This is a genomic window from Streptomyces sp. NPDC001415 (genome assembly GCF_053597395.1).
In genome coordinates, this window is sequence record NZ_JBSFIE010000042.1 from 47,747 (window position 1) to 63,252 (window position 15,506).

General features: G+C 69.3%; 17 protein-coding genes and 1 tRNA gene. 15 read left to right on the top strand and 3 right to left on the bottom strand.

Annotated elements, in window-relative coordinates:
• Window positions 1-46: 46 nt before the first annotated feature.
• The 8 genes from ACWC2B_RS33895 to ACWC2B_RS33930 all read left to right on the top strand — a co-directional run bounded on the left by ACWC2B_RS33895 (window position 47) and on the right by ACWC2B_RS33930 (window position 4,434).
• A complete protein-coding gene (locus ACWC2B_RS33895) occupies window positions 47-217 on the top strand; it encodes a hypothetical protein (RefSeq protein ID WP_450723455.1) in 171 nt (56 codons plus the stop codon).
• Window positions 214-855: a DUF2637 domain-containing protein gene (locus tag ACWC2B_RS33900; RefSeq protein WP_450723457.1), complete on the top strand. Its 642-nt coding sequence runs from the start codon at window positions 214-216 to the stop codon at window positions 853-855. Before ACWC2B_RS33895 ends, ACWC2B_RS33900 begins: the two co-directional genes overlap by 4 nt.
• 18 nt (window positions 856-873) lie before the next feature.
• The gene (locus ACWC2B_RS33905; protein ID WP_450723459.1) at window positions 874-1,032 is read left to right on the top strand and encodes a hypothetical protein; all 159 of its coding nucleotides are present in this window, start codon (window positions 874-876) and stop codon (window positions 1,030-1,032) included.
• 23 nt (window positions 1,033-1,055) lie between these two features.
• Window positions 1,056-1,379 (top strand): hypothetical protein, encoded by a 324-nt coding sequence (locus ACWC2B_RS33910; protein WP_450723461.1) that lies wholly within the window; start codon window positions 1,056-1,058, stop codon window positions 1,377-1,379.
• A 92-nt stretch (window positions 1,380-1,471) separates the two neighbouring features.
• The gene (locus ACWC2B_RS33915; protein ID WP_450723463.1) at window positions 1,472-1,690 is read left to right on the top strand and encodes a hypothetical protein; all 219 of its coding nucleotides are present in this window, start codon (window positions 1,472-1,474) and stop codon (window positions 1,688-1,690) included.
• Window positions 1,687-3,036 (top strand): replication initiator, encoded by a 1,350-nt coding sequence (locus ACWC2B_RS33920; protein ID WP_450723465.1) that lies wholly within the window; start codon window positions 1,687-1,689, stop codon window positions 3,034-3,036. Before ACWC2B_RS33915 ends, ACWC2B_RS33920 begins: the two co-directional genes overlap by 4 nt.
• The gene (locus ACWC2B_RS33925) at window positions 3,029-3,262 is read left to right on the top strand and encodes an excisionase (protein ID WP_450723467.1); all 234 of its coding nucleotides are present in this window, start codon (window positions 3,029-3,031) and stop codon (window positions 3,260-3,262) included. Before ACWC2B_RS33920 ends, ACWC2B_RS33925 begins: the two co-directional genes overlap by 8 nt.
• Window positions 3,262-4,434: a tyrosine-type recombinase/integrase gene (locus ACWC2B_RS33930; protein ID WP_450723469.1), complete on the top strand. Its 1,173-nt coding sequence runs from the start codon at window positions 3,262-3,264 to the stop codon at window positions 4,432-4,434. Before ACWC2B_RS33925 ends, ACWC2B_RS33930 begins: the two co-directional genes overlap by 1 nt.
• Before the next feature lie 91 nt (window positions 4,435-4,525).
• Here the strand turns inward: ACWC2B_RS33930 and ACWC2B_RS33935 are convergent.
• Window positions 4,526-4,599, bottom strand: a tRNA-Gly gene (locus tag ACWC2B_RS33935).
• A gap of 519 nt (window positions 4,600-5,118) precedes the next feature.
• On the opposite strand from ACWC2B_RS33935, the gene dcd reads away from it, so the two are divergent.
• Entirely contained in the window at window positions 5,119-5,694 is a 576-nt protein-coding gene (gene dcd / locus ACWC2B_RS33940) for a dCTP deaminase (protein ID WP_450723471.1), read from the top strand.
• A 2-nt stretch (window positions 5,695-5,696) separates the two neighbouring features.
• The gene (locus tag ACWC2B_RS33945) at window positions 5,697-6,203 is read left to right on the top strand and encodes a phosphoribosyltransferase (protein WP_114040692.1); all 507 of its coding nucleotides are present in this window, start codon (window positions 5,697-5,699) and stop codon (window positions 6,201-6,203) included.
• 85 nt (window positions 6,204-6,288) lie between these two features.
• Here ACWC2B_RS33945 and ACWC2B_RS33950 read toward each other — a convergent pair whose 3' ends face one another.
• On the bottom strand, window positions 6,289-7,257 hold the full coding sequence (locus tag ACWC2B_RS33950) for a YIP1 family protein (protein WP_450723474.1): 969 nt from the start codon (window positions 7,255-7,257) through the stop codon (window positions 6,289-6,291).
• Between the two features lie 352 nt (window positions 7,258-7,609).
• Between ACWC2B_RS33950 and ACWC2B_RS33955 the strand changes: the two genes are divergently transcribed.
• The gene (locus tag ACWC2B_RS33955; RefSeq protein WP_450723476.1) at window positions 7,610-8,677 is read left to right on the top strand and encodes a hypothetical protein; all 1,068 of its coding nucleotides are present in this window, start codon (window positions 7,610-7,612) and stop codon (window positions 8,675-8,677) included.
• 129 nt (window positions 8,678-8,806) lie between these two features.
• Here the strand turns inward: ACWC2B_RS33955 and ACWC2B_RS33960 are convergent, their stop codons facing one another.
• A complete protein-coding gene (locus tag ACWC2B_RS33960) occupies window positions 8,807-11,074 on the bottom strand; it encodes a (Fe-S)-binding protein (RefSeq protein WP_450723478.1) in 2,268 nt (755 codons plus the stop codon).
• Between the two features lie 283 nt (window positions 11,075-11,357).
• Here ACWC2B_RS33960 and ACWC2B_RS33965 point away from each other — a divergent pair, with 283 nt between their 5' ends.
• From ACWC2B_RS33965 to ACWC2B_RS33980, 4 genes are all read left to right on the top strand, one after another.
• Window positions 11,358-12,215 (top strand): NAD-dependent epimerase/dehydratase family protein, encoded by an 858-nt coding sequence (locus tag ACWC2B_RS33965; RefSeq protein WP_450723480.1) that lies wholly within the window; start codon window positions 11,358-11,360, stop codon window positions 12,213-12,215.
• Between the two features lie 13 nt (window positions 12,216-12,228).
• Window positions 12,229-13,269 (top strand): MraY family glycosyltransferase, encoded by a 1,041-nt coding sequence (locus ACWC2B_RS33970; protein WP_450723482.1) that lies wholly within the window; start codon window positions 12,229-12,231, stop codon window positions 13,267-13,269.
• 29 nt (window positions 13,270-13,298) lie between these two features.
• On the top strand, window positions 13,299-14,081 hold the full coding sequence (locus tag ACWC2B_RS33975) for an FkbM family methyltransferase (protein WP_450723484.1): 783 nt from the start codon (window positions 13,299-13,301) through the stop codon (window positions 14,079-14,081).
• A gap of 325 nt (window positions 14,082-14,406) precedes the next feature.
• The coding region (locus tag ACWC2B_RS33980) for an Hsp70 family protein (RefSeq protein ID WP_450723486.1) at window positions 14,407-15,506 on the top strand (1,100 nt) is incomplete at its 3' end.

The following is a 15,506-nucleotide window of genomic DNA, read 5'->3' on the forward strand; positions in this document are numbered from 1 at the left end:
GAGCACCCATCCCCGCCCGGCCCTGGCCATCACAGGAAGGCACGCCATGAAGGTACGGATCACCATCACGCTGGACGTGGACGCCGAAGCCTGGGCCCACGAGTACGGCCTGGAACGGCGGGACGTGCGCGACGACGTCAAGGACTACGTCGCGCACCTGGTCATCGGCTCTCACCACTTCGAAGAGAAGACGTTCACCAAGGTGGAGTGGCGATGACCGCCCGCACGGTCCGCCCGGATGCCGTCCTGATTCAGGCCGTGATCGCCGGTGCGCTGTCCTTCGCCCACCTGCACGACATCGCCGAAGCCGCCGGACAGCACGGCTGGAAAGCCTGGGCCTACCCGATCAGTGTCGACCTGCTGCTGGTCGCGGCCTGGCACCGGCTCCGCACCCTGCGCACCACGCAGGAACCGACCCGCGCGGCCTGGACCTGGTTCGCCGTCGCCCTGGCCGCCTCGCTCGGCGCGAACATCGCCACGGCCGGGCTCCTGGACCTGTCGGCGGTACCGGCCTGGCTCCGCATCCTGGTCGCCGGATGGCCCGCCCTCGCCTTCCTCGGCGGCACCCTCCTCGTGCACACCCCGAGCGCCAGCCCCGAACCCCGGGCGCAAGAACCCACGGATTCCGTGGCGGTCATGCCCGTGCCGGCCGAATCGCTGCCGATCTCCGAGTCCGCCCCCGCCCTGCCCGCTGCCGCCCCGCTGGACGTGCCGCCCGCCCTGATCGACCACGCCCGCAAGCTCGCCGACTCCCACCGCACCGCGACCGGCCGCCCGATCGACGCCGACACGCTGCGCGCCCGGCTCGGCCTGCCCGGCCCGATGGCCGACCAACTCGCCGCCCACCTCACCTGACCGGAAGGAGCACCCGCCATGGACGTACCCCTCTGGCTCGCCCTGATCGTCGTCGGCTGGCTCGGCGTCCGCCTCGCCCGCCCCCCGGCCTGGCTGGTGATCGTGCTCCTGCTCGGCGGCTATCTCCTCGCCGACAGCTTCCTGGCCCCGGCCATCAACACCGCCGTCCACAAGTAACCCGCCCCGCAAGGAGATCACTCATGCTCAAGCCCAAGTACCCGCCCACCCAGACCTACACGGCCGCGCCGCTTGTCACTCAGCACGTCGCACAGCCTGTCCCCGGCCCGGAGGCACGCCGTCAGGCGGTGCATGTGCCGGTGCGTACGGGCGTCGGCGGACTGGTGCAGTCCCGGCCCGGCACCGCGCTCCTGGTGGTCTTCGGCGCCATCGCGGGCGTACTGGCCCTGGCGGCGGTCGCCGTGTCCCTGCTGCTGGCCGTCGCCGTCACCGCCGTCGCGCTCGCCGTCAGCGGGCTGGTGGTGCTGTTCCTGGTCCACGCCGTACGCGACGAACTCCACCGCTAACAGCCCTCCGGGCGGCCTCAACGACCAAGCATCCGCCGCCCGGACGGCCCCGATCTTCCCGATCCCGAAGGACCGACAAGGAGACCTCCATCATGCCCCAGCACCACCCCGGCCCGGCCCGGATCTGCCCCAACTGCGACGGCTTCGCCTCCGTCGCCATCACCTCCGGCGGACGCGACCGCAACGGCCACCTGCACACCGTCACCGCCCACTGCCAGACCTGCCAGGGCACCGGCACCGTCCCCAACCTGCGCGCCCGCCTTCAGGCCGCCGCCACGGCTGTCTTCCCGCTCCAAGGGGCCCACCAATGACGGCCACGCCCCCGGTCGGAGACCTCGCCTTCCTCGCCTCCCTGGGCACCATGCCCGGCCTCATGCGGCAACTGCGCGGCCTGGACGGCTGCGCCAACCCGATCCGCCTCGACGGACACCGCACCGAACACGCCCTCAACACCACCACGGGCGAGATCGGCCCGGTCCTGAGCCACCTCGACGCGGCCGACCTGCCCGCCGGACACCTCCTCGTGCGGTGCAACAACCGCCGCGCGACCCGCTGTCCGTCCTGTGCCGAGACCTACCGGCGCGACACCTACCAACTGATCACCGCCGGACTGCGCGGCGGCAAAGGCACCCCGGACACGGTGGGCACTCACCCGAGGGTGTTCGCCACCTTCACCGCCCCCAGCTTCGGCCCCGTCCATAACCGCCCCGCCTCCGGACGCTGCCGCTGCGGCACCCAACACAGTGCCGACGCAGACGAGTTAGGCACCCCGCTCGCTCCGGAGACCTACGACTACGACGCGGCCGTGCTGTGGAACGCGCACGCCTCCAAGATCTGGGCCCGCTTCTCGATCTACCTGCGCCGGGAAGTCGCCAAAAGGGCCGGACTCACCCAGCGCGAGGTTGCCGACCACGCCCGCGTCTCCTTCGCCAAGGTCGCCGAATACCAAAAACGCGGCGCGATCCATTTCCACGCCGTGATCCGCCTCGACGGCCCCGAAGGCGGCGACACCCCGCCCCCGCCCTGGGCCACCGCCGACCTCCTCACCGACGCCATCCGAGCTGCCGCCAAAGCCGCGCACGTGGACGGCCCGGTCCTCGACGGACGCGCCCACACCTTCGGCTTCGGCCGACAGCTCGACATCCGAACCATCCGCTCGGCCGACTTCGCCGCCGGGACCGAACTCAGCGACCGGGCCGTTGCCGCCTACATCGCCAAGTACGCCACCAAGGGAGCCGAGACCGCCACCGGCACCCTGGACCGGCCGGTCAAGTTCCTGGCCGAACTCGCCCGCCTGGCCATCCCCGAGCACGCCCGCCGCATGATCCGCACCGCCTGGGCCCTCGGCGCCCGCCCCGACCTCGCCCACCTCCGCCTCCGGGCCTGGGCTCACATGCTCGGCTTTAGGGGCCACTTCTCCACCAAGACCCGCCGCTACTCCACCACCCTCGGCGCGCTGCGCCAGGCCCGCGCCGACTGGCGACGCGTCCAGGCCACCAACGCGCACGCTGGCACCGGCCCCGCCCTCGACGCCGACGAAACCACCCTCGTTCTCGCCCACTGGGCCTTCGCCGGAACCGGCCTCACCCGGGGTGAGGAATGGCTCGCCGCCTCGATCACACCTGAGAGCACGGAAGGAGAGTACGACCATGAGTGAGACGACCTTGGATCGTCTGCTGACCGTCCGGCAGGCCGGTGAACTGCTGGGCGGAGAGCGCTACGTCCGCCGCCTCATAGAGGAACGCCGCATCGAGTACGTCAAGGACGACCGACGGGTGTTCATCCGTGAGTCCGTCGCTGTGGCCTACGTCGCGGCTCGGGTGGTCCAGCCGATCCCGCGTCGTCGGCAACTCCGGCAGCGACGGTATCGGAGGGCCGCCTGATGGCGAACAGCAAAGGCAGTCGTCGCCGTTTCGGTGCTGTACGGCAGTACCGCTCCGGTCGCTGGACTGCTTCCTACCTCAGCCCGGAGGGGCTGCGTGTCCGGTCGGAGGAGACCTTCGAGACCAAGACCGATGCCGAGATCTGGCTGTCCCAGACGGAAGCGGATCTGACCCGGGGCGACTGGCGAGACCCTGCTGCGGGTGCGGTGAACTTCGGTGTGTACGCCGCGACATGGGTGGATGAACGCGGCCTGGCGACGCTCACCGTTGATCTGTACAAGATGCTGTTACGGCTGCACATCCTGCCCACGTTCGAGGCCTGTGACCTGGACGAGATCACCGCTCCCCGGGTCCGGCAATGGAGAGCGGAGCGTCTCCGCTCAACCGGCGCTGCCACGACCATCGCGAAGGCCTACCGACTGCTGAAAGCCATCATGCAGACCGCTGTTGACGATGACTTGATCGGCCGCAATCCGTGCCGGATCAAAGGGGCGGGTATCGAGACTGCGGTAGAGCGCCCGGTCGCCACGGTGGAGCAGGTGGATGCGGTTGCCGAAGCCGTCGGGCTGCGCTGGCGGCTCATGATCTATCTCGCGGCCTACGGTCCGATGCGGCCGGAGGAACAGGCCGGACTGCGCCGCCGGGATGTCGACCTGGACGATCTCATCATCCGGGTGCGGCGGGCCGAGCCGGAGCGCATGAACGGTCGGCGGGCTCCCGGGCCCACCAAGTCTGAGGCGGGGACGCGCGTTGTCGTGCTGCCGGAGTTCCTGCGCCGTGAGGTTCGGCGTCACCTTGACTGGTACGCGCAGAAGGGGTCGGACGGTCTCCTCTTCGTCGGGGAGCGCGGTGCTCCCTTCCGGCGGACGACCTTTGGCCGGAGATGGCGGGCAGCGTGCGCGACGGTGGGTCTGCCGAAGGGGTTCCGGCCCTACGACCTTCGTCACACCGGACACACCCTGACGACTCGATCGGGCGCCACCCTGAAAGACACGATGGTGCGTGCCGGGCAGTCGTCCGAGAAGGCGGCCATGAAGTACCAGCACTCGGACCACGAGCGGCAGCGTCACGTAGCGGCCGGGCTGGACGGGATGGTGCGCGCCGACCGGGCTCAACGCCAGAAACAGCAGAAGCGGCAGAAGGGGCGCAAGAAAAAGGGGAAACGGCCCTAGTGGTGCGGCTATGGTGCGTGGCCGTCGAATAGGTCTGGACAACACAAAGGCCCCGGCTGGGGATCATGTCCCTGACCTGGGCCTGAGTATGTGGAGCGAGTGACGGGAATCGAACCCGCGCTCTAAGCTTGGGAAGCTTATGTTCTACCATTAAACTACACTCGCGTGATCGTTTCCCATGGGGAAGCGGTCGTCGCTCACTCTACCCCATGCTCGGCTCAGGCTCGGCCCCCTTCTCGGCCCTCGGCGGATTCGCCGGGGGCCGTCGCGGTGTCGTAGGCCGGGATCGCCGTGCGGGCGGGGGGAGTTGGGGCGTACGGTGGAGGGCGTGTGCGTGGCCGGAGTGCCGCGTGGGTCGCCGTTCCGTTCATCCCCTAATGTGGTGTTTTCTCCGTCCAGGCTTGTTGGGGAAGGGACTTGAGCGACTTGATGGACTCGTTGGAGCGCACCGTCGTCCGTTGCGCCGGAGGGCATGTCTTCACCACGGATTCGTTTCCGATGCAGCAGCTCGGCACTGGGCGGATCGGGCCCGGCCGGCTGATCCGCTGTCCTCGGTGCGCGCGGCTGCGTCATGCCGTGCCCGTATTGCCCGAACAGCGATAGCGCCCCCTTCAGCACTGGGGCCCACAGGCGCGCGGGCCGTCCGATTGGGGCGGGGCCGCGCGCCTTGCGTATCCTCGGGGAGTGCTTCTCTCAGACAAGGACATCCGGGCCGAGATCGACGCCGGGCGGGTACGGATCGATCCCTACGACGAATCCATGGTGCAGCCGTCAAGCATCGACGTGCGCCTCGACCGCTTCTTCCGGGTGTTCGAGAACCACCGCTACCCGCACATCGACCCCGCCGTCGAGCAGGCGGACCTCACCCGGCTCGTCGAGCCGGACGGCGATGAGGCGTTCATCCTGCATCCCGGCGAGTTCGTGCTCGCGTCCACCTATGAAGTCATCACGCTTCCCGATGACCTTGCCAGCCGCCTCGAAGGCAAGAGCTCGCTCGGGCGGCTCGGGCTCGTCACGCACTCCACCGCCGGGTTCATCGACCCCGGGTTCTCCGGCCACGTGACCCTTGAGCTCTCCAACGTCGCCACGCTTCCGATAAAGCTGTGGCCCGGGATGAAGATCGGGCAGCTTTGTCTGTTCCGGCTGTCGTCGTCCGCCGAGGAGCCCTACGGGTCCCAGCGGTACGGCTCCCGGTATCAGGGGCAGCGCGGGCCGACCGCCTCGCGGTCCTTCCTCAATTTCCATCGGACCCAGGTGTGAGCATGAACGACCAGAACGACGTGCGCGAGAACCTCACCTACGAGAAGTTCGGCGGCGCGATCCGCGAGCTCGCGCAGACCATCGCCGACGACGGCTACGAGCCCGACATCGTGGTCTCCATCGCGCGCGGCGGCGTCTTCGTCGCCGGCGGGCTCGCCTACGCCCTCGACTGCAAGAACATCCACCTGGTGAACGTCGAGTTCTACACCGGTGTGGGCACCACGCTCGAAATGCCGGTCATGCTGGCCCCCGTGCCCAACGCCATCGACTTCTCCGGCAAGAAGGTCCTGATCACGGACGACGTGGCCGACACCGGCAAGACGCTCAAGCTGGTCCACGACTTCTGCCTCGACCACGTCGCCGAGGTCCGCAGCGCCGTCATCTACGAGAAGTCCCACTCGCTGGTGAAGTGTGAGTACGTCTGGAAGCGTACCGATGAGTGGATCAACTTCCCTTGGTCTGTCGAGCCGCCGGTTGTGCGGCGTGAGGGGCAGGTGCTGGACGCCTAGTCCGGCCCCCAGGAACCGCGAAGGGCCCCGCCGGGTCGTACGACCGGCGGGGCCCTTCCACATACGTACGGCTAAATACGTACGCCTAGATCGTGCCCAGTTTGATCAGCGACAGCAGCGCGATCAGCTGGATCGCGGAGGCTCCCAGTGCCTTCGGCCACGGGAGGTCGTGGGACTTGCTCACCATCGAGGTGAACAGGGCGCCTGCCGCCAGCCAGGTCGCCCAGCCCAGGATCTGGACCACGCTGTTGTTGCCGCCCAGGAACAGGGCCAGAAGCAGGCGGGGGGCGTCCGTCAGGGACATGATCAGCATGGAGAGGCCCACCGTCGGCTGCCACGCGCCGTCGCCGCCCAGCTGGCGGGCCAGGGTGTGGGTGACCGCGCCGAGGATCAGGCCGCCGACCACGAACACGACGCCGGTGGTGAGAACCACCGGGACCGCCTTGGCCAGCGTGGTGCTGATGACGTCCTCGCGGGCCTTGTCGAAGCCGAAGATCGCCAGCATTCCGTAGAGGAACGTGATGATCAGCGCCGGGCCCCACACGGGGTAGTCCCGCATCTGCCAGAACGTCGGGCCCGGCCGCATCACGATGCCGGACAGGAGTTCCTTCCAGTGCAGGCGGGGGCCGCTCGGCGGGGCCGTGACCGCGCCCGCCCGGTAGGTCGCGCCGTCGCCGTACGGGTCCTCGCCGACGCTGAACGCCTGGGTGTGGCCCGGGTTGTTCGCGTACGGATCCTGGGCGGGGGCGTAGCCCTGCGGCTGGCCCTGGTCCTGACCCGGGTAGTACGACGGGTCGCCGAAGTACTCCGGCTCGTCCTGCTGCGGGTAGGGCTGCCGGTACTGCGGCTGCCCGCCCCCGTACTGCGGCCCCTGCCCGTAACCCTGCGAACTCTGCGGTCGCTGCTGTGCGTGCCCCTGCCCATGCCCGTACTGCGGCTGCTGGCGGTCGTCCGGCCACTGCTGTGCCGGTGCCTGCTGCTGCCCTTGTCCTTGCGGTTGCCGCGGGGGGCGGTTGTTGTCCCGGCCGCCGCGTCCGATCCTGAATCCAGCCACGAATCGAACGTACCTGTTCCGCCGGTACGCCAACCGGGGGCCGCCGGAACCGGGCGCCTTTGCGGCTGAGCTGTGACATCCCCTAGGGGAAGGGCTTCCCGCGCCTTTCCGTGTACGCGGCGGTCGGCGCTCTGTGGGCGGACGCATGCGGAGGGTGCGGAATTCCAGGCCGTTTTGGTTGAATTCCGAGCGATTTACACGGCTGCGTGCGAAGCAGGAGGTAGCCGTTACATTGCCTACGCATTACCCAAACATCGCACTCGTAACTTTGTTGATGTCGCCGCCACAAAGGGCCAAAGACACGACATAACACACAAGCTTCACGCTTCTTACGTTACGAGGAAGAGCACCCATGCGCGCCACCCGCCGTACCATCCGCACCGCCGCCATCGCCACCGGAGCCATCGCCGCTCTCGCCCTCCCGGCCGGTGCCGCCTTCGCCGACTCGCCCACCGCCCCGTCCGACCAGCAGGGCCGGCAGCAGGTGCTGCCGGGCAGCGAGGAGTCGAAGAAGGACCAGAAGGGGCAGGAGGAGCAGAAGGACCAGGTTCTGCCTGCCAAGGAGGACAAGGATGACAAGGGCGACAGCAAGAAGGACGGAGGCAAGAAGGACGACTCGAAGGACGGCCTTCGCTCCTTCCTGAAGTCCGTCAAGCTCGCGGACGGTTCGGTCGCCAAGGTCTACAAGCTCGGCCAGAACCACTACGAGGCCGAGATCTGGGCGAACGGCAGCAAGCTCGACACCCTCGTGGCCAAGGGCGCCTCCGCCACCGGCCAGAACAACGGGCTGTACGTCGTGCTGAACCCGGACGGCACCGTCACCTCCTGGGTCGACGGCGGCAAGAAGGACGACTCCAAGAAGAAGGACGAGTCCAAGAAGGACGACGAGCGCAGGAACGACGAGCGCAAGAAGGACGAGCGGAAGAAGGGCGACCGGAAGTCCGACGTGGTCTCCTCCGTGAAGATCACGATGCCCGACGGCCGCATCGCCAAGCTGATCAAGACCACCAACGGCCCGCGCGTCGAGATCTCCATGCCGAACGGGAACGTCCTCGGCTCGATCGACCTCAAGGACCCCTCGGTCCTCAACGACGGCTGGACCTACAAGATCGTCACCGCCGGCAAGGGTGTCCACAAGTTCGTCGTCATCGACGGCAAGAACGGCGGCAACAGCTGGGTCTACGACTTCGACGGCAAGCTGATCGAGAAGTACACCCTCCAGAAGGACGGCAAGAAGAAGCAGCAGGACAAGACCGCTACGGGCGTCATCCCCAAGGGCGGCGTCAAGGCCGGTGCCGAGGGTGTCGCGGGGGCCTCCTCCGACCAGACCCCGATGATCGCCGCCGGTGGCGGTCTGGCCGCCGCGGGTGCCGCGGGCCTCGGCTTCGCGATGCTGCGCCGCCGCGGCAGCCGGCGCTGACGCGTCCGCCGACCGACGCCCGTACAGCAGCCGCGTACAGACGCCCCGTACCGCAGCCGCGTACAACGGAAAGCGGCCGGTTCCGCCCTCGGGCAGAACCGGCCGCTTCCGTACGTCTGTGAACCGGTATTACTTCACCGGCTCGGGCTCCGGCTCGTTCTCCGCCTCGGCGGTGCCGGCCGGGTCCACGGGGGTCTTCACCGAGTCGAGGAGCAGCTGCGCCACGTCCACGACCTGGAGGTTCTCCTTGGCCTTCCCGTCGTTCTTCTTGCCGTTGACGGAGTCCGTCAGCATGACGAGGCAGAACGGGCAGGCCGTCGAGACGATGTCCGGGTTGAGGGAGAGGGCCTCGTCGACGCGCTCGTTGTTGATGCGCTTGCCGATCCGCTCCTCCATCCACATGCGCGCGCCGCCGGCGCCGCAGCAGAAGCCGCGCTCCTTGTGGCGGTGCATCTCCTGCTGGCGCAGGCCCGGGACGGCCGACATGATCTCGCGCGGGGGCGTGTAGACCTTGTTGTGACGGCCCAGGTAGCACGGGTCGTGGTACGTGATCAGGCCGTCGACCGGGGTGACCGGGACCAGCTTGCCCTCGTCGATGAGGTGCTGGAGCAGCTGCGTGTGGTGGATGACCTCGAACTCGCCGCCCAGCTGCGGGTACTCGTTCGCGATCGTGTTGAAGCAGTGCGGGCAGGTCGCGACGATCTTCTTCGCGGACTTGGGCTTGCGCGTCGACGGGTCTTCGTCGTCCTCGCCGTACGCCATGTTCAGCATCGCGACGTTTTCCTGGCCGAGCTGCTGGAACAGCGGCTCGTTGCCGAGGCGGCGGGCCGAGTCCCCGGTGCACTTCTCGTCGCCGCCCATGATCGCGAACTTGACGCCGGCCATGTGCAGCAGTTCCGCGAAGGCCTTGGTGGTCTTCTTCGCCCGGTCTTCGAGGGCGCCCGCGCAGCCGACCCAGTACAGGTAGTCGACCTCGGTGAGGTCCTCGATGTCCTTGCCGACGATCGGGACCTCGAAGTCGACCTCCTTGGTCCACTCGACGCGCTGCTTCTTGGCGAGCCCCCAGGGGTTGCCCTTCTTCTCCAGGTTCTTGAGCATCGTGCCGGCCTCGGACGGGAACGCGGACTCGATCATCACCTGGTAGCGGCGCATGTCGACGATGTGGTCGATGTGCTCGATGTCGACCGGGCACTGCTCGACACAGGCGCCGCAGGTGGTGCAGGACCACAGGACGTCCGGGTCGATGACGCCGTTCTCTTCGACGGTGCCGATCAGGGGGCGCTCGGCCTCGGCGAGAGCCGCCGCGGGAACGTCCTTCAGCTGCTCCTCGGTCGCCTTTTCATTCCCCTCCATGTCCTTGCCGCCGCCGGCCAGCAGGTACGGGGCCTTGGCGTGCGCGTGGTCGCGCAGGGACATGATCAGGAGCTTGGGGGAGAGCGGCTTGCCCGTGTTCCAGGCGGGGCACTGCGACTGGCAGCGCCCGCACTCGGTGCAGGTGGAGAAGTCGAGGATGCCCTTCCAGGAGAAGTGCTCGATCTGCGAGACGCCGTAGACGTCGTCCTCGCCCGGGTCCTCGAAGTCGACGAGCTTGCCGTTCGAGGCCATCGGCTGGAGCGCGCCGAGGGCGACGCCGCCGTCCGACTCGCGCTTGAAGAAGATGTTCGGGAAGGCCAGGAAGCGGTGCCAGGCGACGCCCATGTCGGTCTTGAGCGCGACCGTGATCATCCAGATGAACGACGTCGCGATCTTCAGGCCGGCGAAGAAGTACGTGAGGTTCTGCAGCGTGGACAGGTCCATGCCGCGGAACCAGGCGACCACCGGGTACGAGATGAAGAACGAGGCCTCGTAGGCGTCGACGTGGTGCTGGGCGCCCTCAAGGGCGTGCAGCGTGAAGATGCAGATGCCGACGATGAGGATGACGGCCTCGACGAAGTACGCCTGGCCCGTGTTCGAGCCCGCGAACCGGGACTTGCGGCCCGGCCGGCCCGGCCGGTTCAGCTGCCGGATGACGATCAGGGTGAGGATGCCCAGCGCGGTCATCGTGCCGAGGAACTCGACGAAGACGTTGTAGGGCGCCCAGTCGCCGATGATCGGCAGGATCCAGTCGGCCTTGAAGAGCTGGCCGATCGCGTTGACGATCGTCAGGAGCAGCGAGAAGAAGCCCACCGCCACGAACCAGTGCGCGACGCCGACGATGCCCCACTTGTTCATGCGGGTGTGGCCGAGGAACTCCTTCACCACGGTGACCGCACGCCGGTAGGGATCGGCCGTGCGGGTGCCGGCCGGCACGTTCTGGCCGAGCCGCACGAAGCGGTAGATCTGCACGATGGCACGGCCGAACAGCGCTACGCCGACCGCGATTAGGACCAGCGACACGATGATCGCGGCGAGTTGCATGAGGGGGCTCCTCGGGCCTGCGAGGTGGGTTACGGGGGACGGGCTCGATCGGATTACTAAGCAGTAACTTATCCAGTCCACCTGAGCGTACCCACTTCTACCGCCGCACTGTAGCCGCGCAAGCGGTGATCTGTGTCGCTCAGCGTGCCCTTGGTCGGCGCCGGATATCCATCGTGTTATTCACCACATATGTGGACATAACAAACTAACTTGTTGTCTGCAACTCGTCTGCCACTCCTCCGCCGCTTGTCCGTCACGACGATCGAACCGAATGGGCGTCCCCATGCCAGCTCCCGCCACGTACCTCGTCACCGGTGGTGCCGGATTCATCGGCTCGCACCTCGCCGATGCGCTGCTCGGCCAGGGCCACACCGTGCTCGTGCTCGACGACCTGTCCACCGGCGCCCGCGCCAACCTCGCCGCCTCCTGGTCCGATCCGCGGCTGCGTTTCGTGCGCGGCTCGGTCCTGGACGAGCGCCTGGCCGACGAACTCACCGCCCGCTGCGACACCGTGGTCCACCTCGCGCCCGCGACCGGCGCCATCGGCGCGGCCGCCCTGCGGCACGGCCGGCGGCTCCTGATCGCGGCGGCGGACGGGCGCGGCGAGGCGGCCGCGGGCGCCACCGTCGTACGCCACGGCGACACGGTCGGGCCGCGCCAGTCGCCCGGGCACGCCACCCTGCTGACCCGGCTCGTGCGCCGGGCGGTCGCGGGCGAGCCGCTGGTGGTGCACGGCGACGGCACCCGCGCGTACCGCTTCCTCGACGTCGCCGACGCCGTCGACGCGCTGCTCGCCCTGCTCGACCACTCCGGCGCCGAGGGCGCCGACTTCGACATCGCAGGCAGCGAGGAGATCACCGTGATGGCTCTGGCCGAACGCACCCTGGCCCGCAGCGGCGGCGCCTCCGTCGTCCGCCACCTCCCGTACGTCGTCGACCGCGTCCCGTCCGAGACGTACGCGAAGGCCGTCCTCCGCCCCCTCGACACGGAGCCGCTGCGCGAGCTGACCGGGTGGCGGCCCGCGCGCTCCCTCGACGACATCCTGGACGCGGCGATCGCCCGGGCCCGCGCCGAAGCCCCCGTCGTCCTGCCCGGTCTCCGAGAGCCCGCCGCTTCGCCGGCCGGGCAGCACCTCGGCTGAGGGGGCGGCCGACATGCTGCACGGGCTCGCGGCCGCGACGGCGGCCCTCGCACTGACCGCTCTGCTCACCGCACTGATCCGGGCCCTGATGCTGAGGTTCGGCCGCAAGGGCGTCGACACCACCCCGCACCTCGGCGGCGTCGCCGTCGCGCTCAGCACGCTCGGGGTGGCCTGCGCGGGGCCGCTGCTCGGCGTGGCGCGACTCGGCGAGGGGGTCGCGCCGCTGCTCGCCGCGGCCGGTGCGGTCGCGCTGGTCGGCCTGGTCGGCGACCTGAGGCCGCTGGGGCTACGGGTCCGGATCCTCGTGGAGGCCGTGGCCGCGGCCGTCGTCGTCACGCTTGCCGGGCTCTCGCCGGGCGCGGGGGCGCTCGCGGTGCTGTGGATCGTGTTCGTCACCTACGCCTTCCAGCTCCTGGACACCTCCGACGGCGCGATGGGCGCGGTCGCCGCCGTCACCGCGCTCGGCCTCGCCGTGTGCGCGATCGCCGAGGGGCGCCCCGGACACGGGCTGCTCCTGAGCGTGCTCGCCGCCGCGCTGACCGGCTTCCTCGTGCACAACTGGTACCCCGCGCGCATCCATCTCGGCGACTGCGGCTCCCTGTTCACCGGGTTCCTGCTCGCCTCGTCCGCGGTCACCGTGCACACCCGGGCGCCCGGCACGCAGATGGCCGCCGAACTCTTCACGCTCACCCTCGTCGTCCTCACCGACACCCTGCTGGTCCTCGTATCGCGGCGCTGCGCCCGCCGCCCGCTGCTGCGCGGCGGCGGCGACCACATCGCCCACCGGCTGCGGAAGTTGGGGTTCACACCGCAGGGCGCGGCCGTCGTCCTCGGCGTCGCGGCGCTGGCCGCCACGGTCGTCGGCCTCCAGATCCACGACGGGCGGATCGCCCCCGTCGCGGTGCTGCCGCTCGGCCTCGTCGTACCGCTCGCGGTCGTGCTGCTCCTGCGGGTGCCGGTGTACGGACCACCCCCGCGCCGCCGCACCCCGCACGCCCGCATCGCCAAGGAGAGCGCCGCCCCCTCCGTGGATCTCGCGGGGGGCCGGGGATGAATCCGGTCCGGGGTCTTCCGGGGACTCCCATGACAGCGCCCCTCCTGCGCCTCCTGCACCGCGCGGTGCGCCGCCTCGGTATCGACGTGGTCCGCCACCGCCCCGGCGGCCACGAACTGGTCCGTCTGCTCACCCGGTACGAGATCGACCTGGTCCTCGACGTCGGCGCGCGCCGCGGCGAATTCGGCGCGATGCTGCGCGCGGCCGGCTACCGCGGCCGGATCGTCTCCTTCGAGCCGCTGCCCAAACTCCGCGCCGAACTGAGCCGCCGCGCGGCCTCCGACGGCTCCTGGAGCGTGCTGCCGTACGCGCTCGGCGACCGCGCCGGCGAAGCCGCCCCCGATGTCTCCGGTCGCCCGGGCCCCGCCGACGCCCTCCTCCCGATGCCGCCGGGGAGCCACCGTGCGGCCGCCCCCCGCACCGCGTGCACCGGGGACGCCATCGTGGAGACCCGGCGCCTCGACGAGCTCTGGGAGCAGGTCACCGCCCCCGGCGAGCGGGTCTTCCTCAAGCTGGACGTGCTGGGGTACGAGGCCCAAGTCCTGGGCGGTGCGGGGGAGTTCGCGGATCAGATCCGCGGGGTGCGGATCGGGGCGCCGCTCGTGCCGCTCGTCGAGGGCGGCAAGCTCTTCGACGACCTGCTCGCGCTGACCCGGGACGAACTGGGGCTGACCCTGATGTCGCTGGCGCCGGGCTTCACCGACCCGCACGACGGCCGGATGCTCGCGTGCGAACTGGTCCTGCTCCGGGAGGACGCCTCCGCCTCCGACCCGTCGGAAGCGGTCCCGGCGCAGGTGGCTTACACCGCTTAGCCCGCGGCGGGGTGGAGCTGGTCGCTCCCCCAAGTTCTCGGCTTTGCTCGAACAGGGGGACCCCCATCGCGGCGGAGCCGCGAATGCCACAGCCCCGCGCCCCTTCCGGGCGCCCCTGCGGGGCACTCACCACCGCGCGCGCCCGATCGCCCCGCAGGGGCGTTTCAGGGGAGCCACCAGCCACGGACAGCCCGCGCTCGAAGGCCGCACGCGCATAAGCCGCACATAAAAGTTGAGCCCCCCAGACTCAGCTCTGTTGACCGCCCGGGGCGGATGAGGCATCCTTGAGCCAGTTCCACTCAAGTAGTCAGTTGGAGGAATCGAAATGGCACGTGCGGTCGGCATCGACCTGGGCACGACTAACTCCGTCGTCAGCGTTCTTGAAGGCGGCGAGCCCACCGTCATCACCAACGCAGAGGGCGCCAGGACCACGCCGTCCGTCGTCGCCTTCGCGAAGAACGGCGAGGTTCTGGTCGGCGAGGTCGCCAAGCGTCAGGCGGTCACCAACGTCGACAGGACCATCCGGTCGGTCAAGCGCCACATGGGCACCGACTGGAAGATCGAGCTCGACGGCAAGAGCTTCAACCCGCAGCAGATGAGCGCCTTCATCCTGCAGAAGCTGAAGCGCGACGCGGAGGCCTACCTCGGCGAGAAGGTCACCGACGCGGTCATCACCGTGCCGGCGTACTTCAACGACTCCGAGCGTCAGGCGACCAAGGAAGCCGGCGAGATCGCGGGCCTCAACGTCCTGCGCATCGTCAACGAGCCGACGGCCGCCGCCCTGGCCTACGGTCTCGACAAGGACGACCAGACCATCCTCGTCTTCGACCTCGGTGGCGGCACCTTCGACGTGTCCCTCCTGGAGATCGGCGACGGCGTCGTCGAGGTGAAGGCCACCAACGGCGACAACCACCTCGGTGGTGACGACTGGGACCAGCGCGTCGTCGACTACCTGGTGAAGCAGTTCCACTCCGGCCACGGCGTGGACCTGTCCAAGGACAAGATGGCCCTCCAGCGCCTCCGCGAGGCCGCAGAGAAGGCCAAGATCGAGCTGTCCTCGTCCACCGAGACCTCGATCAACCTGCCCTACATCACGGCGTCCGCCGAGGGCCCGCTGCACCTGGACGAGAAGCTCACGCGCGCCCAGTTCCAGCAGCTCACCAGTGACCTCCTGGAGCGCTGCAAGACGCCGTTCCACAACGTCATCAAGGACGCGGGCATCAACCTGTCCGAGATCGACCACGTCGTTCTCGTCGGCGGCTCCACCCGCATGCCGGCCGTCGCCGAGCTCGTCAAGGAGCTGACCGGCGGCAACGAGGCCAACAAGGGCGTCAACCCGGACGAGGTCGTCGCGATCGGTGCCGCTCTGCAGGCCGGTGTCCTCAAGGGCGAGGTCAAGGACGTCCTGCTCCTCGACGTCACTCC